An 18,106-nucleotide genomic window follows, 5' to 3' on the forward strand; every position below is an offset into this window, starting at 1 on the left:
CGCGCTGGGCCTTCGCGGGCCTGGCCTGCCTGGCGATGGTGGCCTGCGCACCCATGGCCACCACCCACCCGCCTGTCGCCACGGCCGAGGCGGCGCCTGTGGCGGCGGCCTGCCCCAAGGACCTGGCCGCCATCGCCCGGTGCCTGGCGGGCCGCGACTCGGCCGGGGCCTACTACCTCATTGCCATCCCGCAGAATTGGAACGGCCACCTGGTGCTGCATGCGCACGGCGGGCCCACGCTGGGCGCGCCCAAGGCCGAGCGTGCGGTGGAAGACCTGGAGCGCTGGTCCATCATGGTCCGCGCGGGGTATGCCTGGGCGGGCAGCACCTTCCGCCAGGGCGGGGTGGAGGTGCGTGCGGCGGCCGAGGACACCGAGCGCCTGCGGCAGATCTTTGTGCAGCATGTGGCCAAGCCGCAGCGCACCGTTTTGCACGGCCAGTCGTGGGGCGCCAGCGTGGCGGCCAAGGGGGCCGAGATGTTCCAGCGCACGGCCGATGGCAAGCGCCCGTACGACGCCGTGTTGCTCACCAGCGGCGTGCTCGCGGGCGGCAGCCGCTCGTACGACTTCCGCACCGACCTGCGCGTGGTCTACCAGTACCTCTGCAACAACCACCCCCGGCCCACCGAGGCGCAGTACCCGCTGAACACCGGCCTGCCGCGCGATGCCGCGATGACCCAGGCCGACCTGGCGGCGCGCCTGAACGAATGCCTGGCCCTGAACAAGCCCGTGGCCGAGCGTACGCCCGAGCAGCAGCGCAAGGTGCAGACGCTGGTGGATGTGCTGCGCATCCCGGCCAGCGCCATCCCGGGCCACATGAACTGGGCGACCTTCCATTACCGCGATGTGGTGCAGCACCGCACCGGGGGCGCGAGCCCGTTTGGCAACCGGGGCGCGGTCTACAAGGGCTCGCCGGACGATGCGGCGCTCAATGCGGGCGTGCTGCGCTACCGGGCCGACCCGCAGGCCGTGGCACGGTTTGCCGAGGACTCGGACCCGACCGGCCAGATCCCCGTGCCCGTGCTCACCGTGAAGGGCGTGGACGACCCCACGGCCTTTGTCGAGCTGGATGCGCAGTTCAAGACCACCATGGACAAGGCGGGCAGCGGCGCGCGGCTGGTGCAGACCTTCACGCGCCACAGCGGCCACAGCTACCTGAGCGACCCCACCTATCCCACGCTGATGGCGGCGCTGCTGCGCTGGGTGAATGAGGGGGAGGGCGCCAAGCCCGCGCCTGCAGGCATCGCTCAGCAATGCCCTGCCTACGAGGCCGAGTTTGGCAAGGGCTGCGCCTTTTTGCCCGCCTATGTGCCCGCGCCGCTGGCCAGCCGGGTGGTGGACCGCGACCGGCCGTGATGCCCCAGGCCTGAAGGGCCGACCCGTGGCTCCAACAACCCCCACGGTGCCACCCAAAACAAAAGGGCCCCGCGTTGGGCGGGGCCCCTTTTTTTTGATTTGCTATTAAATATATAGCTATGTGGGCAATGTGGTCGCGCGGTGGAGGCCATTTTGATGCCTTAAACCCACCAGCGCACCCCTTGCGCAGTTGCTGCGCGCCTCCCGCAAGCGCAGGCGCGCAGCAACCCAGCGGCTCACGCCACCACCGTTTACTTCACCGTGTTGAGCGCCTCGTTCAGCGTCTTGCTGGGACGCATCACGGCGTCCAGCTTGGCGACGTCGGGCATGTAGTAGCCGCCGATGTCGGTGGGCTGGCCCTGCACGGCGTTCAGCTCGTCCACGATCTTTTGCTCGTTCGCGGTAAGCAGCTTGGCCAGGGGCGCAAACTTGGCGGCCAGGTCGGCATCGCTGGTCTGCGCGGCCAGCTCTTGCGCCCAGTACATGGCCAGGTAGAACTGGCTGCCACGGTTGTCCAGCTGGCCGGTCTTGGGGCTGGGGTTCTTGTTGTTGTCCAGCAGCTTGCCCGTGGCGGCGTCCAGCGTCTGGGCCAGGATCTTGGCCTTGGCGTTGCCGGTCTTCAGGCCCAGGTCTTCCAGCGACACGGCCAGCGCCAGGAACTCACCCAGCGAATCCCAGCGCAGGTGGTTTTCTTCCACCAGCTGCTGCACGTGCTTGGGGGCAGAGCCGCCCGCACCGGTTTCGTACATGCCGCCACCGGCCATCAGCGGAACGATGGACAGCATCTTGGCCGAGGTGCCCAGTTCCATGATGGGGAACAGGTCGGTGAGGTAGTCGCGCAGGATGTTGCCGGTGGCGCTGATGGTGTCCAGGCCACGGATCACGCGCTCCAGCGTGTAGCGCATGGCACGCACCTGGCTCATGATCTGGATATCGAGGCCGACGGTGTTGTGCTCGTGCAGGTACATCTTCACCTTGGTGATGAGTTCCTTTTCGTGCGGGCGGTACGAGTCGAGCCAGAACACCACGGGCATGCCGGAGTTGCGGGCGCGGTTCACGGCCAGCTTCACCCAGTCGCGGATCGCGGCGTCCTTGACCTGGCACATGCGCCAGATGTCGCCTTGCTCCACGTTCTGCGAGAGCAGCACTTCGCCCGTGGCCAGGTCGGTGATGTTGGCCACGCCGTCTTCGGCGATCTCGAAGGTCTTGTCGTGGCTGCCGTATTCCTCGGCCTGCTGGGCCATCAGGCCCACGTTGGGCACCGTGCCCATGGTCTTGGGGTCGAACGCGCCGTGCCACTTGCAGAAGTTGATGATCTCCTGGTAGATGCGGGCGAAGGTCGATTCAGGCATCACGGCCTTCACGTCCTTCAGGCGGCCGTTGGCGTCCCACATCTTGCCGCCGTTGCGGATCATGGCGGGCATGGAGGCGTCCACGATGATGTCGTTGGGTGAGTGGAAGTTGGTGATGCCCTTGGCCGAATCGACCATGGCCAGCTCGGGGCGGTGCTCGTGGCAGGCGTGCAGGTCGCGCTTGATCTCGTCGCGCTGGCTTTGTGGCAGCGTCTCGATCTTGCTGTACAGATCGACCATGCCGTTGTTCACGTTCACGCCCAGCTCTTCAAAGGTCTTGGCGTGTTTCTCGAACGCGTCCTTGTAGAAGATGCGCACGCAGTGGCCGAACACGATGGGGTGCGACACCTTCATCATCGTGGCCTTCACGTGCAGCGAGAACATCACGCCGGTCTTGCGTGCGTCTTCGATTTCCTTCTCGTAGAACTCCAGCAGCGCCTTCTTGCTCATGAACATGCTGTCGATCACTTCGCGATCGAGCAGGCTGACCTTGGGCTTGAGGATGATGGTCTTGCCGCTCTTGGTGATCAGCTCCATCTTCACGTCGCGGGCGCGGTCCAGCGTCATGGACTTTTCACCGTGGTAGAAGTCGCCAGCGTGCATGTGCGAGACATGCGAGCGCGAGGCCTGGCTCCACTCGGCCATGCTGTGCGGGTTCTTGCGCGCGTATTCCTTCACGGCCTTGGGCGCGCGGCGGTCAGAGTTGCCTTCGCGCAGCACGGGGTTCACGGCGGAGCCGATGCACTTGCCGTAGCGGGCCTTGATCTCTTTTTCCTTGTCGTCCTTGGGCTGGTCGGGGTAGTCGGGCAGGGCGTAGCCCTTGGACTGCAGCTCGGCGATGGCTGCCTTGAGCTGCGAGACAGATGCGCTGATGTTGGGCAGCTTGATGATGTTGGCATCGGGCTGCAGCGTCTTCTTGCCCAGCTCGGCCAGGGTGTTGGGGGCGCGCTGCTCTTCCTTCAGGAACTCGGGGAACTCACCCAGCACACGGGCGGCCACCGAGATGTCGGACTCCACCACGTTGATGCCCGCAGGCGCGGCGAACGTGCGGATCAGGGGCAGGAAGGAAGCCGTGGCCAGACGGGGGGCTTCGTCGGTCAGGGTGTAGATGATGGTGGGTTGCTGGGTCGTCATGGCTTGTCTCACGAAACAGAGTATGTAAATGCCCCCGGCTGGGTTACAGCGGGGCCAAACGCGGATGCTCTCTGATTCTCCTTGCTCGGGGCTGTCTGTGCGCGCCGTTTTTGCAATCGAATCTCATGATGCGGAATTTTCTGCCAGGCAAGTCCATTTTTTTTAGCCTCTGGCGTGATTGACGGGGCTGCCGGGCCCATGGCCTGCCCTGCGGTGCCCTGGCGCCCCTGCGGGCCTGACGCCACAGACCTGGCTTCATAGCGCAGTCCCCGGGATTGCGCAATCGGCAGTGACGCGCCCCTGATTGCCGCGCACCACATCGGTGCCGCAGGGACTTGGGCTGGCCTGTTTCCTGCTGCATATTGCCGGTTCTCCTATTTCATCAAGGAAATTTCGCCATGCAATTCAAGCGTTCCCTGCTTGCGGCCGCCACCCTGGCCCTGGCAACCGTTGCTCCCGCTGTGTCGGCAAAACCGTTCAAGTGGGCAGGCTCCACCGATATCCAGAGCATGGATATCCATTCGCAGAACAGCGCCCTGGGCAACGGCATCCATGCGGCCGTGTACGAGTCGCTGGTCATGTTCAACAGCCGCACGCTCAAGGTCGAGCCGCTGCTGGCCACCTCGTGGCAGCAGGTCAGCCCCACGCAGCTGCGCGTGAAGCTGCGCCAGGGCGTGAAGTTCAGCGACGGCTCGGCCATGACGGCCGATGACGTGGTCTATTCGCTGCAGCGCGCGATGAGCAAGACCTCCACTTACTCCATCTACACCCAGGGCATGGACCGCATTGCCAAGGTGGACGGCGAGACCATCGACATCTTCCTCAAGAACCCCAACCCGGTGATCCTGAACCAGCTCACCGAGCTGCGCGTGATGAGCAAGGCCTGGGCCGAGAAACACAACTCGGTCGAGCCCAAGGACATCAAGGCCAAGGAAGAAACCTTCTCCCACCGCAATGCCATGGGCACCGGGCCGTTTGTGCTCAAGGAATGGGTGCCCGACCAGAAGATCGTGTTCATGGCCAACCCCCACTGGTGGAACGCAGGCAAGGCCGAAGGCAACGTCACGGAGATCACCTTCACCCCCATCAAGTCCGAAGCCACGCGCATTGCCGCACTGCTCTCGGGCGAGGTGGACATGGTGCGCGACACCAGCATCCAGGACCTGGCCCGCATCAAGGCCAACCCCAATCTCAAGGTCATGGAGATGGTGGAGAACCGCACCGTGTACCTCGCCATGGACCAGTTCCGCGACGAGCTGGTGGGCAGCAACGTCAAGGGTAAGAACCCGCTCAAGGACCTGCGCGTGCGCAAGGCGCTCTACCAGGCCATCGACAGCGCAACGCTGCAGCGCGTGACCATGCGCGGCATGTCCAAACCCACGGGGGCCATCGTGTCGCCGCTGGTCAACGGCTGGACGGAAGCCGCAGACAAACGCCTGCCCTACGACCCCAACGCCGCCAAGGCGCTGCTGGCCGAGGCAGGCTACAAGGACGGCTTCGAGGTGGACTTTGCCTGCAGCAACAACGCCATCATCCAGGACGAAGAGCTGTGCCAGGCCATCACCTCGATGTGGGCGCGCGTGGGCGTGAAGGCCAAGCTGCGCACGCTGCCCTCGGTCACCTACTACCCCATGGCCCAGCGGCACGAGGCCAGCATTGCGCTGCTCAGCTGGGGCGTGCCCACCTTCGATGCGCTGTACACCCTGCAGTCGCTCACCCGCACCAAGACCACGGGCGGCGACGGCAACTACAACCTGGGCCGCTACAGCAACGAACGCATGGACTACATCGTGGACCGCGTGAAGACCGAAACCGACCTGCCCGTACGCAACCGCCTGCTCACCGAAGGCCTGCAGCTGCAGAACGACACCGTGGCCAACATCCCCCTGCACAACCAGATGCTGGCCTGGGCCATGAAGAAAAACGTGGAGCTGGTGCAGCGGCCGGACAACCGCATCGACTGGCGCCTCATCAAGGTGAATTGAGGTTTTGGGCGCCACAGTCCTTGAGACTGACGCGGCCCAGGCCAGTGCACCCGTGGAACCGGCTCTGCCGGGCCACCGGGTGCGTCCCCCTCGGGGGAAGGCGCCGAAGGCGACTCAGGGGGCACTCAATCCCCTGGCTGCAGCATGATGATCGCCATGCCCGCCAGCGCCACCAGCACCCCCGCCACATCCCACGGCGTGGGTCGGATGCCGTCTACGGCCCACAGCCAGGCCAGCGCCACGCCAATGTAGACGCCGCCGTAGGCGGCATACACGCGGCCTGCACCCGCTGTGTCGTGCAGCGTGAGCAGCCAGGCAAACAGCGCCAGGCTTACGGCCGCAGGCAGCAGCAGCCACACCGGCTTGCCCTGGCGCAGCCAGAGCCACGGCAGGTAGCAGCCCACGATCTCGGCCAAGGCGGTGGCCAGAAAAAGTGCCAAGGTTTTCATCGGCCGGACCGGCCCCGGGCCGCAAGGGTGCGGGGTGGATCATTGCTGGCGGCCTCGCCTGCAGCGGGTGCAAGCCAGGCACGCAGGGCCAGTTCGCCCTCGGCGGAGAAATGCAGCACCCGCGAATCCTTGTCGCGCCGGGCCCAGCCGCGTTCCAGCAGGCGCTGCAGCAGTGCCGCGCCCAAGGCGCCGCCCAGGTGGTGGCGCCGCTCGCTCCAGTCCAGGCAGGGGCGGCACAGCATGCGCCGCTGGCGTGCCACCACCGCGGTGTCGATACCCTGGTGGGCGAACCACTCGGCGCCCGCCTGCGTCACGGCCAGGCCGTCATCGGCAGCGCGCAGGTAACCCTGGCGCAGCAGTGCCTCGTGCAACTGCACACCCACTTCGCCCGCCAGGTGGTCGTAGCACACGCGGGCGCGCCGCAGAGCGGGTTCGCGCGGGCTGCTACGCAGGCGCACAGCACCGGCGCGGAAGGCCACGTTCATCAGCGACTCCAGCAGCTGCGCCACGTCCCGGTCCGCCAGCCGGAAGTAGCGGTGCCGACCCTGGTTTTCCACCGCCAGCAAACCGGCGTCAAGCAGCTTGGCCAGGTGGGCGCTGATGGTCTGTTTGGTCACGCCCGCGATGTCGGCCAGCTCGGTGGCCGTGAGCGCGCGGTCGGCCATCAGGGCGGTGAGGACTTCGGCGCGCGCACTGTCGCCGATGAGCGCGGCAATGCGCGCGATGTGGGGGCCGTCTTTCATGGTTCGATCTTGGGCGAACCATCTCTGCCCGTCAACCGCCTATCGTGAAGCCCTGTCCACCAACAACTTCTGCACGCCATGATCACCTGCTTCATCCGCTACGACATCGACCCCTTCCAGCGCGAGGCGTTTGCCGAATACGCGCGCCGCTGGGGCCAGATCATTCCCCGCTGCGGCGGCCACCTGTTGGGCTATTTTTTGCCACACGAGGGCAGCAACTACGAGGCCTGGGGCCTGATCGGCTTTGATTCGCTGGCCGCCTACGAGGCCTACCGCGCGCGTCTGCGCGCCGACCCCGAAGGCCGCGCCAACTTTGCGATGGCGCAGGACAAGCGCTTCATCCTGCGCGAGGAGCGCACCTTCACCCAGGGCGTGGAAGGCACGCTGGGCCTGCCCGCCCACCCGCAGGGGGCCGCCACATGATGGCGGTGATCTTCGAGGTGACACCCGCGCCGGGCCAGCGCGGAGCCTATCTGGATGCAGCCGCAGCGCTCAAGCCGCTGCTGGCGCAGATCGACGGCTTTGTTTCCATCGAGCGCTTCGAAAGCCTGAGCGCGCCTGGCAAGCTGCTGTCGCTGTCCTTTTGGCGCGACGAGGAGGCAGTGGCCCGCTGGCGCCAACAGGAGGCGCACCGCAGCACCCAGGCGTCCGGGCGCGACCATGTGTTTGCCGACTACCGGCTGCGCGTGGCGGCGGTGGTGCGTGACTACGGCATGAACGACCGGGCGCAGGCGCCCGCCGATTCCCGCGCGGTGCACGGCTGACCGCGCGCAGTGTCTTTGAACAGGCTCTCACACCGGCATGAGGCCCGTGCGCAGCGCGTGGGCCCACTCCGGCCTGCCGTTCCTTTGCGCCAGTACCGCCATGGGCTCGTGGTCGTAAGGCACCCGGTGGTGCACCACCTGCCAGCCCTGGGCTGTGCGCTCCGCGATGGCGTAACACGCATCCGGCGTGCCGTTCTCTACCTTGTGCGCCACAGGGTGGTCGTCGCCATAGGCCTGCAGGCCCACGCTGCCGGGGTTGACCAGCAAGATGCCCGCCCCCAGCCGCACCTGGCGTGGCACATGGGTGTGGCCGCAAGCAATCAGCGGTGCGTATTGCCCTGACAGGCGCTCATCGATCTCGGCCGGGGTCGCGGCGCGCAGCGTGGGGCCGTCCAGCGTTTCAAGCAGGTATTCGTGGTCGCTGCGCGGCGAGCCGTGGCACAGCAGCACGTCTTCGTTAAGGCGCAGGGTGTGCGTCAGGCTGCGCATCCAGGTGAACTCCGCCTCGGTGAGCTGCGCATGCGCGTACTGGTCCGATGGGCCGCCGTGGCCCGGGCGCAGCTGCAGCACCTGGCGCTCGTGGTTGCCTGCCAGCGAGAGCCAGTCTGACGCCATGAGCCACTGCGCCGTCTCGCGTGGCAGCAGCGGGCCCGAGAGGTTGTCGCCCAGGTTCACCACGCGGTCGGCACCATGCCGGGCGATGTCGGCCGCCACGGCTTCAAGGGCCGCGAGGTTGCCGTGGATGTCGGAGACAAAAGCGATGCGCATGGGAAAAAAGGAGGGGGTGGGTGGGCTACGGGTGGGGGGTCAACACGGTGATACGGCGCCGCCCGCGCTGCTGAGCAGGTGCGCTGTCAGCTGCGCCCGGTTGAAGAGCAGGTCGCACAGCCATGCGTAGACCAGCGCAATGTAGCCCAGCAGCGCCCAGCCCATGTAGTCGCCGAAGACGATGGTGTGCAACCAGTTCTGGCCGAACAGATACATCCCGCTGGTGGCCAGGGTGGCCAGCAGCAGGGTGGCCGTGGCGGGCAGCAGCTGCAGGCGGGCGTCGGGGCGGCGCAAGGCGGCCACACCCAGCAGGGCAAAGGCCAGCGCGTTGGCGCCGCTGAAGATGCGCAGCTCGCGCAGCAGCTGGTCGGCCGTGTCCAGGTACTGCGTGCGGATGAGGTCTGAGAGTTGCGCCTGCATCTGCTGCAGGCTGCCCAACCGCAGTTGCGCGCGCTCGGCATGGCGTTTGCGGCATTCACAGTCGGGGATGCCCATCTCGGCGGCGATGGCCGCGATGCGCGCGGGCAGGCCATCGGTCAGCGCCCTGCGCGCGGCAGCGATCTCGCGTTCACCTTCGCGCAGCAGTGCGCGGGCCTTGCCATCAAGAAAGCGAGCATCCAGCGCCGCGATCTGCTCGCCGGTCTTTTTCTCGATCTGCACCCGGATCATGGTGCGGGCCGTCTGCTCAACCCATGCGGGCCGGGCCAGCGACGCTGTGAGCAGTGCGCTAAAAAACAAGCCGCCCGCGAGGGCGATAAACAGGACCAGAGGGCGGATGACAGTGTGCATGGCAGGCGGAGCAATAAATGGGGCCGGGTCGCCCACCTTATGCCAGAAAGGGTGCTGATGCCCGTACCACTCCAGCGGAGTTTGTGACTTTTGCCCGCCGATCCAGCATGGAAAAATGGAACAGGGGCGGGCTGCGACCCCTAGGGACCCTCCGCACGAATCACCGCGCCGTGTGCATCTGTGGCCCCGGGCGGTCTGCGGCGTTGCAAATACTCGCAATAGCTACGGCCATTGCTGCGTTTTGCGTCTTGCAGCCCATCCCGATCCGCAGCGCACACTTGCCACTCGATTCGTGCAGAGGGGCCCTAGGCGTTTTCCTGCGCCGCCGCCAGCGCCAGCGGCAGGTACTGCGCCAGCTGCTTGTGCGCCAGGTCGTCTACGGAGCGCAGTTTGAGGTGCCTGCGCCCCTTGCCCGCGCCCTCCAGGTGGTCGAAGGGGTCGCTGATGCGCGCGCCCTGTCCGAACTCCACCGACACATGCGCCTGGTAGGCGAACACGCCGCAGAACGACACCCCCTGCGCGGCAAACAGAAGGCCGCCGTACTTCACCTCTTCGGTGGGCGCTTCAAAAGGCGGCTGCAGCACCAGGGCGCGCACGGCCTGCACGATGGCGTACTGGGTTTCTCCGAGGAAGCGGATGTCTTCAAGCAATGCGGAGACAGAGCGTGTGGCCATGGAGCATGTGTGAGGGCTGCGGACAGGGCGCAGCTTAGGCGAAGCTGCTGACAACGGGGTGGCAGCAGGGGGCGCCCGTCGCGATCCGAGGGGCGGGAGAGACGCCGCAGCTCCTAAGCGTGGAGAGCCGGTTGGCAGGAAAATCCAGCGGCCCTCCATGCGCTGCCAAGAATATTAGAATAAATGGCCTTCTGCGCCTGATGGTATTGTGTTTGTAGCTATAAATAAAATAGCAATCACAGGGCGAAGATTTTCCCCGGATTCAGGATGTTCTTCGGGTCCAGTGCCCGCTTGATGGCGCGCATCATGTCCACCGCGCCCGTGCCGGTCTCGTCCAGCAAAAAACCCATCTTGTGGATGCCCACGCCATGCTCTCCGGTGCAGGTGCCGCCCATGCTGAGGGCGCGGGCAACCAGGGTGTGGTTCATGGCCTCGGCCTTGGTGCGTTCTTCGGCGCTGTTGGGGTCGATGAGGTAGCCGAAGTGGAAGTTGCCGTCGCCCACGTGGCCGACGAGGAAGTAGGGGATGCCGCTGGCTTCCACCTCATCCACCGATTCGAGCAGGCAGTCGGCCAGGCGGCTGATGGGCACGCAGGTGTCTGTGCTGATGGCGCGGCAGCCGGGGCGGCTTTGCACGGCCGCAAAGTAGGCGTTGTGCCGCGCGGTCCACAGGCGGGTGCGTTCTTCGGGCGTGCTGGCCCATTCGAAGGCCTGGCCGCCGAATTCGCTGGCGATGTCCTGCACCATTTCGGCCTGCTCCTTCACGCTGGCGGGCGAGCCATGGAACTCCATGAGCAGCATGGGTTCTTCGCGCAGATTGAGCTTGCTGTGTGCGTTCACCATGCGCACGGTGTGGTGGTCGATGAGTTCCACACGTGCAATCGGCACGCCGATCTGGATGGTCTGGATGGTGGTGCGCACGGCCGCTTCGATGCTGGGGAAGGAGCAGATCGCGGCGCTTACTGCCTCGGGCAGCGGGTACAGGCGCACGGTAATCTCGGTCATGATGCCCAGCGTGCCTTCGCTGCCCACCATCAGGCGGGTCAGGTCGTAGCCCGCGCTGCTCTTTTTGGCGCGGGTGCCGGTGTGGATGACTTCGCCGCTGGCGGTCACCACCTCCAGCGCCAGCACGTTCTCGCGCATGGTGCCGTAGCGCACGGCGTTGGTGCCGCTGGCGCGCGTGGCGCACATGCCGCCAATGCTGGCGTCGGCGCCGGGGTCGATGGGGAAGAACAGGCCCGTGTCCTTGATGGCGTCGTTCAGCGCTTTGCGCGTGATGCCGGGTTGCACCGTCACCGTGAGGTCTTCGGCGTTGATGCTCAGCACCTGGTTCATGCGGCTCACGTCGATGCTGATGCCGCCCTGCACGGCCAGCAGGTGGCCTTCGAGCGACGAGCCGACGCCGTAGGGGATCACAGGCACTTCGTACTGGCTGGCCAGCTTCACCGCATCGGCCACATCCTGCGTGCTTTCGGCAAACACCACGGCGCTGGGCGGCGGGGCCTGCAGCGAGCCTTCGTCGCGCCCGTGCTGCTCGCGCACGGCTTGGGCCAGCGAGCACTGCGCGCCAAAGCGGGCCTGCAGCGCATCGATGAGGGCCTGGGGCACGTCGCGCAGTTTGATTTCGGGCAGCAGGTGGGCGGCAGCGGTGGGGGCGTTCATGGTGTCTGTCTCCGGTGGGTGCGATCAGTGAGAAGCATTCTAGGTTCGGCCCCGTGCAAGGGCTCTGGGTGATCCAACTTGGGCCTGTGCGGGGATGCGGGTATTCACGGGCTTGTTGGTCGGGGTCTGCATAAATACATTACGTTCGAAATGTATATTGTGAAAGCGCCATGAACCACCGTGTTTCCCCCAGGGCCGGGGTGCGCCGCACCCATGCCGAGCGCAGCGCCGCCACCCGCCAGCACCTGATCGCCACGGCCATCGACGTGATCCAGCACCGCAGCCTGGAGGAGATGTCCATCCACGAGCTGGCCAAGTCGGCGGGCATGACCTCGGGCGCGGTGCAGCACCACTTCGAGTCGAAGGCGGTGCTGATGATGAATGTGCTGAGCGAGCTGATCGAGTCCACCGTGCGCTCGGGCGAACTCTGGCCCAGCCCCGCGCTGCCCGCGCGCGAACGGGCCGCGAAGTTTGTGCAGGCGGTGTGGAGCCTGGTCTATGCGCAGCCGCGCTTCATCGTGGCCTGGAACATCTACCTGGGCTGCCGCAACCAGCCCGAGGTGCTGGGCCACATTGCCGAGCTGCGCCAGAGTGTGCAGGCGCGCATGCACGAAGGCTTCTTCACGGCCTTCCCCGAGCTGGCGGCAGAACCCGACCGCGATGGTCTGCTGGGCCTGGTGTTGTCGTCGTTGCGCGGGCTGGGGATGCTGCAACTGTTTGCGCCAGCACAGCCATCAGCGCCCGATGCTGTCCAGCAGGCGCAGCTGGCCTGCCTGGCCGACTGGATCGCCACCCGGTGCGAGGCCGCAGCAGCCTCTGCGGCCACGCCCGCGAAGGTGCGCACGCGCCGCCGCTGACCCGTCTTTGCCTGCACGCCGCGCCGATCAGGCATCCCTCGCTTAAAACATCACCAGGAGACACACCATGACTTCGGCTTCCACGCGCGCTCCGCGCCTCCTCGCGCTCGCCGCACTCGTTTGCCTGGCCGGTGGCGCCCTGGCGCAGCAGCCGGGCGGCTATCCGACCAAGCCCATCCAGCTCATCGCCCAGCAACCGCCCGGCAGCGGCTCGGACGCGATGACGCGCGTGTGGGCCGACTGCGCCGCGCGCGAGCTGGGCCAGGCCGTGGTGGTGCAGAACAAGCCCGGGGCTAATGGCATCCTGGCCATCAACTACCTCAAGTCCCAGCCCGCGGACGGCTACAACCTGCTGAGCATCGGCATGTCGCAGATGACGATCACGCCCTATGTCTACAAGCAGCCGCCGTATGACCCGCAACACGACTTTGACGGTGTGGCCGTGCTGGGCACATCGCCCCTGGTTCTGGCCGTGCCGCCCGGCATGGGCATCGCCAGCCTGGCTGACCTGCAGAAGCTGGCGCGGTCCACGCCCGGCGGGATCAACTTTGGCTCACCAGGCAAAGGCAGCCCTGCGCACCTGCTCACCTCGGCGTTGGTGGACAAGCTGGGCGTGCCCGGCACCCATGTGCCCTTTGTGGGCGAGGGTGCGGGCCTGACTGCGCTCATGGGCCAGCAGATCCATGCGATGACGTTGGTGATTGGCACGGCGGCGGCGCAGGTCAAGGCGGGCAAGCTGGTGCCGCTGGCGCTGTTCGGTGCCCAGCGCTCGGCGCTGCTGCCCGATGTGCCCACCATCGCCGAGGCCCTGCCCGCCGCCAGCGATCTGGCGCGCCCCGCGTGGATTGCGGTGGTGGCCAAGGCAGGCACGCCGCCCGAGCTGCTGAACCGGCTCAATGCCGTCACCGAAAAATGCCGTGGTGGTGATGCGCAGTACAAGTCCCGCCTGGAAGCCATGAACGTCACGCTGACCACTTCCGCACCCGGCGATGCCCGCACCTGGGCGGCCCGCGATGCGGCCGTGTGGCGCCCGCTGATCGACAAGCTGGGCCTGGCCACGGAATGAATGCGAGCACAGCGGCGCCGCTGGTCACGCTGCCCCATGGCGGGCAGCTGCGCGGCCTGTGGGAGCAGGGTGTGCGTGTGTTCCGGGGTGTGCGGTATGCGCAGGCGCCGAGCGGCGCGCTGCGGTTTGCGGCGTCGGTGCCTGCATCGCCGTGGCTTGGCGTGCGCGATGCCACCGAGTTTGCGCCGATGGCACCGCAGCTGCCCCGCACCGCGCGTGCGGATGCGCCCATGCTGGGGGGCGAAGACTGCCTGGCCGTGAACGTATGGGCCCCGCCTGCAGAGCCCGGCGCCCGCCTGCCCGTGATGGTGTGGGTGCATGGCGGCGGGTTCTTTCGCGGCGCGGCCAGCGAGCCGTTGTACGACGGGGCGTCGTTTGCGCGCCAGGGCGTGGTGTTTGTGTCGCTGCAGTACCGTTTGGGCATCGACGGTTTCCTGCATTTCGAGGACGAGGCTGAGGCTGGTTCGCCAGGCGGTGCAGCGCCCGCCAATCGCGGCCTGCTGGACCTGTTGGCCGCGCTGCAATGGGTGCGCGAGCACATCTCCGCCTGGGGCGGCGACCCGGCGCAGGTCACGGTGTTCGGCCAGTCGGCCGGTGCGGGCGCACTGGCCTGTGTGCTGGGCATGCCCGCATCGCGTGGGCTCTTGTTGCGCGCCATCTTGCAAAGCCCGAGCGTGGCCTGCCAGACGCTGCAAGAGGCCGCCGCTGCACGCCGCGCCGTGGCCGCACTGGTGGGGGTGGCGCCCTCTCTGGCTGCGCTGGGTGCTGCACGCGGTGCACCGCATCGCGGCAGACCCGGCCCTGCGGCAGCAACACGGCCTGGGCATCCGCAACTTCTTTCCCCTGCGGCCCGTGGTGGACGGGCAGGTGCTTGTTGCATCGCCGCTGCAGGCGCTGGCGCAGCAGTGGGCGGCGCACCCGCCAGACTTGCAGGTGCTGGTGGGCAGCAATGCCGAGGAGATGCGCCTGTACCACGTGCCGGGCGGCGCGATGGACCGCGTGACCGAGGCGCAGGTGCTGGCCTTTGCGCAGGAGGTGGGGTTGGGCGCGGACGCGGTGCAGGCCCTGCGCACCACATTGCCGCCCACACACCAAAAGCCCGGCGAGCTGTTGTGTGCCCTGCAGTCTGACTTCTACTACCGCGTGCCCGCCCAGCGCATTGCCGCATTGGCCAGCCGCTGGGCCCGCGGTGCCCATGCCTACGAATTCGCCTGGCCTTCGCCGCAGTGGCGGGGGCTCCTGGGGGCGGCGCATGGGGTGGAGCTGCCGTTTGTGTTCGGCAACCTCCACACCGCCACGGGGCAGGAACTGACAGGGCCCAGGCCACCCGCCGCGCTGGCCGCAACCATGCACCGGCACTGGGTGGCGTTTGCACAAAGGGGCGACCCTGGATGGGCGGCGCATGCGGGCGTGCAACCGCTGGTCCAGCGGTTCGATGCGGCGTCGCCTGCGTGTGCCCCCCACCCGGAGCCTGTGCGGCTCTCGCTGTGGGACGGTCTTCTTTGACAAAGTAGCCGCCGAGGTGGCTGCAGAGGTAGATGCCGGAGCGGCGGCTCGCTACACTGGTTTGGCGTCTTTCTGACGACTTCAAACAGAGGGGGTTGCCATGGCTTCAGCCAATGTGGGGGATTGCCTGTCGGGTGCCTGGGGCATCTTCAAGAACAACGCCATCACCCATGTGGTGTGCACCTTGCTGGTGATGGTGGTGGCCAGCATCAGCGCGGGCCTGCTGGCCGGGCCCATGGTGGTGGGCTACATGCGCATGATCGAGCGCGAGGCGCGTGGCGAGGCGGTGCAGATCGGCGACATCTTCCGGGGCTTTGACGACTTTGTGCCCGCGTTCGTGGCCGGGCTCATCAGCTCGCTGGTGGTGTCGCTGGGCTTCATGCTGTGTTTCATCCCCGGCCTGCTGGTCATGGCGCTGCCCCCGGTGGCGCTGTTCCTCGTGGCGCGCGGCGAGCGCGATGGTGTGGCTGCCTTCAACCAGGCCTGGAGCATCGTGACGAAGAACCTGGGCTCGGCGTTTTTCTGTTCACTGGTGCTGGGCATCGTGGGTTCGCTGGGCTTTTTGCTCTGCGGGGTGGGCGCGTTGCTGACGCTGCCGCTGTCCACCATCGGCTCCTACTACATGGCGCGCCAGCTGGTGGGCGATGAACCGGTGGCACTCCCTCCCCTCTGACCCGGGCCTGTAGTGGTGCCGGTGAGCAGATCGCCCGCCTGGCTGCCGCTGGACGGGAACGCTCGGCGGCTGCGGCTGGCGTTCGGCCTGGGCTGGCCACTGGCCATGGCCGCCACGCCCTGGTGGCTGGGGCAGGGCGGGCTGGGCCTGGGCTGCGGGTTTCGCGCGCTGACGGGCGTGCCCTGCCCGCTGTGTGGCGGCACACATGCGTGTGCGGCGCTGGTGCAGGGCGACTGGGCGGCCGCCTGGGCCGCCAACCCGGGCGCGGTGCTGTTGCTGGTGTGGCTGGTGCTGCTGGCGGGCCAGGCGGTGGTGGAAGGCACGCTGGGCCACCGCCGCACGGTGCGCTGGCCGTGGTGGCATCCGGCAGTGCCGGTGGCGGTGGGCGGTGGATTGCTGCTGCCCTGGCTGCTGCGCTTTACGAGTCTGGCGTAGCCGGGTGCGCAGCCTTCTTTCTCGTTCTTTTCTCTCTCTCTCTCTCTCAATTCCCTTCCAGCTTTTCGGGTACGCGCGTGCACCGCTTGTGATGTGCGCGCACCACTTGCATGCAAAGGCGCGTGTCCGTGGTGCCAGGGAACCGCCCGGTGCACAGCATCCGTGCGCCAGACTGGTGCATTCGGCTTGTATACCAGTTGGCACGGAACCTGCGTAACCGCAGGCAATGACCACCGCCACCGAGATCAGCAACCGCATCATCGAAGCCGTGATGGCGCAAAAACTCGCGCCCGGCTCCCGCTTGGGCGAGCAGCAACTGGCCATGCTGTTCGACTGCAGTCGCACCATCGTGCGCGAGGCGCTCACGCGGCTGGCCACGCGGGGCATCGTCACCGTCAGCGCCCGGCGTGGCTGGTACGTGATCGAGCCTTCGCAAGACGAAGCGCGCGAGGCTTTCGAGGCGCGCCGCGTGATCGAACTGGGCCTGCTGCACCAGCTCAAGGTGGTGGACAAGGCCGCGTTGCGCCAGCTCAAAAGCCATCTGCAGCGCGAAAAGGCCGCGCTGGCGGGCACCGACGTGGGCATGCGCAGCTTTCTATTGGGCGACTTCCACGTGTGCCTGGCCGAGTGCCTGGGCAACAGCCTGCTGGCCGACACGCTGCGCGACTTCACGGCGCGCACCACGCTCATCGCCATGCTCTACCAGTCGTCGCACGATGCGGCGCAGAGCTGCGCCGACCACGTGCGCATCGTCGAGGCGCTGGAGGCGGGCGACATTGCCCGCGCCGAAGCGCTGATGTCCGAGCACATCGGCACGGTGCAGTCGGCCCTGCGCCTGCAGGCCAGCAGCGATCCGCTGGCCGGGCTGCGCGACGCGCTGGCACCGGTGCGCAAGAGCCCCGCACAAGCCACCCCACCGGCTCGCGCGCGCAAGCCCCGCGCCACCCCCAAGAGTTCCACCCCCCCAGCGTCTGACCCAGACGCCCCTGCCGACGCATCCACCTACCTAGGAGCCCTGCTATGACCACCGTCCGCACCGTCACCTCGTCCACCCGCCGCCTGACCCTGGGCGTGTTCGCCGCCGCAGGCCTGTCTGCGGCCGTGATGGCGCCCGCCGCCCACGCGCAGAACGCGCTGGACAACATCCTCAAGGCCAAGGAAATCAAGATCGCCATTCCCACCGACTACCCGCCCTACGGCTTTGTCGGCACCGACCTCAAGCCCCAGGGCCTGGACGTGGAGATGGCCAACTACATCGCCACCAAGCTGGGCGTGAAGGTCGAGCTGATCCCCGTGACCAGCGCCAACCGCATCCCGTACCTGCAAACGCAGAAGGCAGACCTTGTGATCTCCACGCTGGGCAAGAACCCCGAGCGCGAGAAGGTGATCGACTTCACTGCGGCCTACGCACCGTTCTTCCAGGCCGTGTTTGCGAGCAAGAGCCTGAACATCAAGAGTTTTGCCGACCTCACGGGCAAGAGCGTGGCCGTGACCCGTGGCGCCATGGAAGACCAGGAGCTGGCCAAGGTCGCGCCTCCCGGCGTGGACGTGAAGCGTTTTGAAGACCACGCGGCCAGCATCTCGGCCTTCGTGTCGGGCCAGACGCAGGCCATTGCCACCAGCGCCTCCACGGCCGGCACCATCATGGTCAAGAACCCCAACCTGCAGACCGAATACAAGCTGCTGCTGAAAGACAGCCCCAACTTCATCGGCGTGGCCAAGGGCGAGGACAAGCTGCGGCTGCGTGTGAACGAAATCATTGCCGAGGCGCGCAAATCCGGCGACATCGACAAGATGTCCAGCAAGTGGCTGGGCCGCCCTGCGGGCGATCTGCCCCTGTGATGCTGCGTACAGGATGAATTGCTGAAACCCAAGGGCCTGCGGCGCGACAAGCG

At 67.0% G+C, this 18,106-nt stretch carries 18 protein-coding genes and 1 pseudogene; 12 read left to right on the forward strand and 7 right to left on the reverse strand.

Going from position 1 to position 18,106, the window contains the following annotated elements; all coding sequences use genetic code 11:
* Positions 1-35: 35 nt before the first annotated feature.
* Positions 36-1,355, forward strand: a complete 1,320-nt coding sequence (locus ACYZGB_RS02265) for a hypothetical protein (protein WP_462386618.1) — start codon at positions 36-38, stop codon at positions 1,353-1,355.
* Between the two features lie 251 nt (positions 1,356-1,606).
* Here the strand turns inward: ACYZGB_RS02265 and ACYZGB_RS02270 are convergent, their stop codons facing one another.
* Positions 1,607-3,841 carry an NADP-dependent isocitrate dehydrogenase gene (locus ACYZGB_RS02270; protein WP_462386581.1) on the reverse strand — a complete coding sequence of 745 codons (2,235 nt, stop codon included), beginning with the start codon at positions 3,839-3,841 and terminating at the stop codon, positions 1,607-1,609.
* A gap of 398 nt (positions 3,842-4,239) precedes the next feature.
* Here ACYZGB_RS02270 and ACYZGB_RS02275 point away from each other — a divergent pair, with 398 nt between their 5' ends.
* Positions 4,240-5,826 (forward strand): ABC transporter substrate-binding protein, encoded by a 1,587-nt coding sequence (locus ACYZGB_RS02275; protein WP_462386582.1) that lies wholly within the window; start codon positions 4,240-4,242, stop codon positions 5,824-5,826.
* Positions 5,827-5,951: 125 nt separating this feature from the next.
* Here ACYZGB_RS02275 and ACYZGB_RS02280 read toward each other — a convergent pair whose 3' ends face one another.
* Together ACYZGB_RS02280 and ACYZGB_RS02285 are read right to left on the reverse strand one after the other, a co-directional pair.
* Complete coding sequence (locus ACYZGB_RS02280; protein ID WP_462386583.1) at positions 5,952-6,275, reverse strand: YnfA family protein; 324 nt, start codon at positions 6,273-6,275, stop codon at positions 5,952-5,954.
* Complete coding sequence (locus tag ACYZGB_RS02285; RefSeq protein ID WP_462386584.1) at positions 6,272-7,018, reverse strand: ArsR/SmtB family transcription factor; 747 nt, start codon at positions 7,016-7,018, stop codon at positions 6,272-6,274. Before ACYZGB_RS02285 ends, ACYZGB_RS02280 begins: the two co-directional genes overlap by 4 nt.
* A 78-nt stretch (positions 7,019-7,096) precedes the next feature.
* On the opposite strand from ACYZGB_RS02285, the gene ACYZGB_RS02290 reads away from it, so the two are divergent.
* Both ACYZGB_RS02290 and ACYZGB_RS02295 read left to right on the forward strand, forming a co-directional pair.
* On the forward strand, positions 7,097-7,441 hold the full coding sequence (locus ACYZGB_RS02290) for an NIPSNAP family protein (protein WP_462386585.1): 345 nt from the start codon (positions 7,097-7,099) through the stop codon (positions 7,439-7,441).
* A complete protein-coding gene (locus ACYZGB_RS02295) occupies positions 7,438-7,782 on the forward strand; it encodes an antibiotic biosynthesis monooxygenase family protein (protein WP_462386586.1) in 345 nt (114 codons plus the stop codon). Before ACYZGB_RS02290 ends, ACYZGB_RS02295 begins: the two co-directional genes overlap by 4 nt.
* 27 nt (positions 7,783-7,809) lie before the next feature.
* Here the strand turns inward: ACYZGB_RS02295 and ACYZGB_RS02300 are convergent, their stop codons facing one another.
* The 4 genes from ACYZGB_RS02300 to ACYZGB_RS02315 all read right to left on the reverse strand — a co-directional run bounded on the left by ACYZGB_RS02300 (position 7,810) and on the right by ACYZGB_RS02315 (position 11,674).
* On the reverse strand, positions 7,810-8,550 hold the full coding sequence (locus ACYZGB_RS02300) for a metallophosphoesterase family protein (RefSeq protein WP_462386587.1): 741 nt from the start codon (positions 8,548-8,550) through the stop codon (positions 7,810-7,812).
* A 39-nt stretch (positions 8,551-8,589) separates the two neighbouring features.
* Positions 8,590-9,339 (reverse strand): hypothetical protein, encoded by a 750-nt coding sequence (locus tag ACYZGB_RS02305; RefSeq protein ID WP_462386588.1) that lies wholly within the window; start codon positions 9,337-9,339, stop codon positions 8,590-8,592.
* A gap of 305 nt (positions 9,340-9,644) precedes the next feature.
* Positions 9,645-10,013 carry a DUF1801 domain-containing protein gene (locus ACYZGB_RS02310; RefSeq protein WP_462386589.1) on the reverse strand — a complete coding sequence of 123 codons (369 nt, stop codon included), beginning with the start codon at positions 10,011-10,013 and terminating at the stop codon, positions 9,645-9,647.
* A 236-nt stretch (positions 10,014-10,249) separates the two neighbouring features.
* The gene (locus tag ACYZGB_RS02315; protein WP_462386590.1) at positions 10,250-11,674 is read right to left on the reverse strand and encodes an FAD-binding oxidoreductase; all 1,425 of its coding nucleotides are present in this window, start codon (positions 11,672-11,674) and stop codon (positions 10,250-10,252) included.
* A 170-nt stretch (positions 11,675-11,844) separates the two neighbouring features.
* Between ACYZGB_RS02315 and ACYZGB_RS02320 the strand changes: the two genes are divergently transcribed.
* From ACYZGB_RS02320 to ACYZGB_RS02355, 8 genes and pseudogenes are all read left to right on the forward strand, one after another.
* A complete protein-coding gene (locus ACYZGB_RS02320; RefSeq protein ID WP_462386591.1) occupies positions 11,845-12,531 on the forward strand; it encodes a TetR/AcrR family transcriptional regulator in 687 nt (228 codons plus the stop codon).
* 67 nt (positions 12,532-12,598) lie between these two features.
* Entirely contained in the window at positions 12,599-13,597 is a 999-nt protein-coding gene (locus ACYZGB_RS02325; protein ID WP_462386592.1) for a Bug family tripartite tricarboxylate transporter substrate binding protein, read from the forward strand.
* Positions 13,594-14,274, forward strand: a pseudogene (locus ACYZGB_RS02330) (carboxylesterase family protein); the annotation flags it as partial. The gene ACYZGB_RS02325 and the pseudogene ACYZGB_RS02330, both read left to right, overlap by 4 nt.
* Positions 14,275-14,464: 190 nt before the next feature.
* Positions 14,465-15,103, forward strand: a complete 639-nt coding sequence (locus tag ACYZGB_RS02335; RefSeq protein WP_462386593.1) for a carboxylesterase family protein — start codon at positions 14,465-14,467, stop codon at positions 15,101-15,103.
* 100 nt (positions 15,104-15,203) lie between these two features.
* Complete coding sequence (locus ACYZGB_RS02340) at positions 15,204-15,776, forward strand: hypothetical protein (protein WP_055396165.1); 573 nt, start codon at positions 15,204-15,206, stop codon at positions 15,774-15,776.
* Between the two features lie 21 nt (positions 15,777-15,797).
* On the forward strand, positions 15,798-16,211 hold the full coding sequence (locus tag ACYZGB_RS02345) for a DUF2752 domain-containing protein (RefSeq protein WP_462386594.1): 414 nt from the start codon (positions 15,798-15,800) through the stop codon (positions 16,209-16,211).
* A gap of 226 nt (positions 16,212-16,437) precedes the next feature.
* Positions 16,438-17,235: a GntR family transcriptional regulator gene (locus ACYZGB_RS02350; RefSeq protein WP_462386595.1), complete on the forward strand. Its 798-nt coding sequence runs from the start codon at positions 16,438-16,440 to the stop codon at positions 17,233-17,235.
* Positions 17,232-18,053: a transporter substrate-binding domain-containing protein gene (locus ACYZGB_RS02355; protein WP_462386596.1), complete on the forward strand. Its 822-nt coding sequence runs from the start codon at positions 17,232-17,234 to the stop codon at positions 18,051-18,053. The genes ACYZGB_RS02350 and ACYZGB_RS02355 overlap by 4 nt, the downstream gene beginning before the upstream one ends.
* The last annotated feature ends 53 nt before the right edge of the window (positions 18,054-18,106 follow it).

Source organism: Acidovorax sp. Q11 (assembly GCF_054950075.1).

Bases quoted from the DNA above. Each gene is read 5' to 3' on its own strand.
- ACYZGB_RS02300 (WP_462386587.1), bottom strand. From the start codon at position 8,550: ATGCGCATCGCTTTTGTCTCCGACATCCACGGCAACCTCGCGGCCCTT.
- ACYZGB_RS02280 (WP_462386583.1), bottom strand. From the start codon at position 6,275: ATGAAAACCTTGGCACTTTTTCTGGCCACCGCCTTGGCCGAGATCGTG.
- ACYZGB_RS02310 (WP_462386589.1), bottom strand. From the start codon at position 10,013: ATGGCCACACGCTCTGTCTCCGCATTGCTTGAAGACATCCGCTTCCTC.
- ACYZGB_RS02305 (WP_462386588.1), bottom strand. From the start codon at position 9,339: ATGCACACTGTCATCCGCCCTCTGGTCCTGTTTATCGCCCTCGCGGGC.
- ACYZGB_RS02295 (WP_462386586.1), top strand. From the start codon at position 7,438: ATGATGGCGGTGATCTTCGAGGTGACACCCGCGCCGGGCCAGCGCGGA.
- ACYZGB_RS02265 (WP_462386618.1), top strand. From the start codon at position 36: ATGGTGGCCTGCGCACCCATGGCCACCACCCACCCGCCTGTCGCCACG.
- ACYZGB_RS02320 (WP_462386591.1), top strand. From the start codon at position 11,845: ATGAACCACCGTGTTTCCCCCAGGGCCGGGGTGCGCCGCACCCATGCC.
- ACYZGB_RS02290 (WP_462386585.1), top strand. From the start codon at position 7,097: ATGATCACCTGCTTCATCCGCTACGACATCGACCCCTTCCAGCGCGAG.
- ACYZGB_RS02325 (WP_462386592.1), top strand. From the start codon at position 12,599: ATGACTTCGGCTTCCACGCGCGCTCCGCGCCTCCTCGCGCTCGCCGCA.
- ACYZGB_RS02350 (WP_462386595.1), top strand. From the start codon at position 16,438: ATGACCACCGCCACCGAGATCAGCAACCGCATCATCGAAGCCGTGATG.
- ACYZGB_RS02355 (WP_462386596.1), top strand. From the start codon at position 17,232: ATGACCACCGTCCGCACCGTCACCTCGTCCACCCGCCGCCTGACCCTG.
- ACYZGB_RS02340 (WP_055396165.1), top strand. From the start codon at position 15,204: ATGGCTTCAGCCAATGTGGGGGATTGCCTGTCGGGTGCCTGGGGCATC.
- ACYZGB_RS02315 (WP_462386590.1), bottom strand. From the start codon at position 11,674: ATGAACGCCCCCACCGCTGCCGCCCACCTGCTGCCCGAAATCAAACTG.
- ACYZGB_RS02270 (WP_462386581.1), bottom strand. From the start codon at position 3,841: ATGACGACCCAGCAACCCACCATCATCTACACCCTGACCGACGAAGCC.
- ACYZGB_RS02275 (WP_462386582.1), top strand. From the start codon at position 4,240: ATGCAATTCAAGCGTTCCCTGCTTGCGGCCGCCACCCTGGCCCTGGCA.
- ACYZGB_RS02285 (WP_462386584.1), bottom strand. From the start codon at position 7,018: ATGAAAGACGGCCCCCACATCGCGCGCATTGCCGCGCTCATCGGCGAC.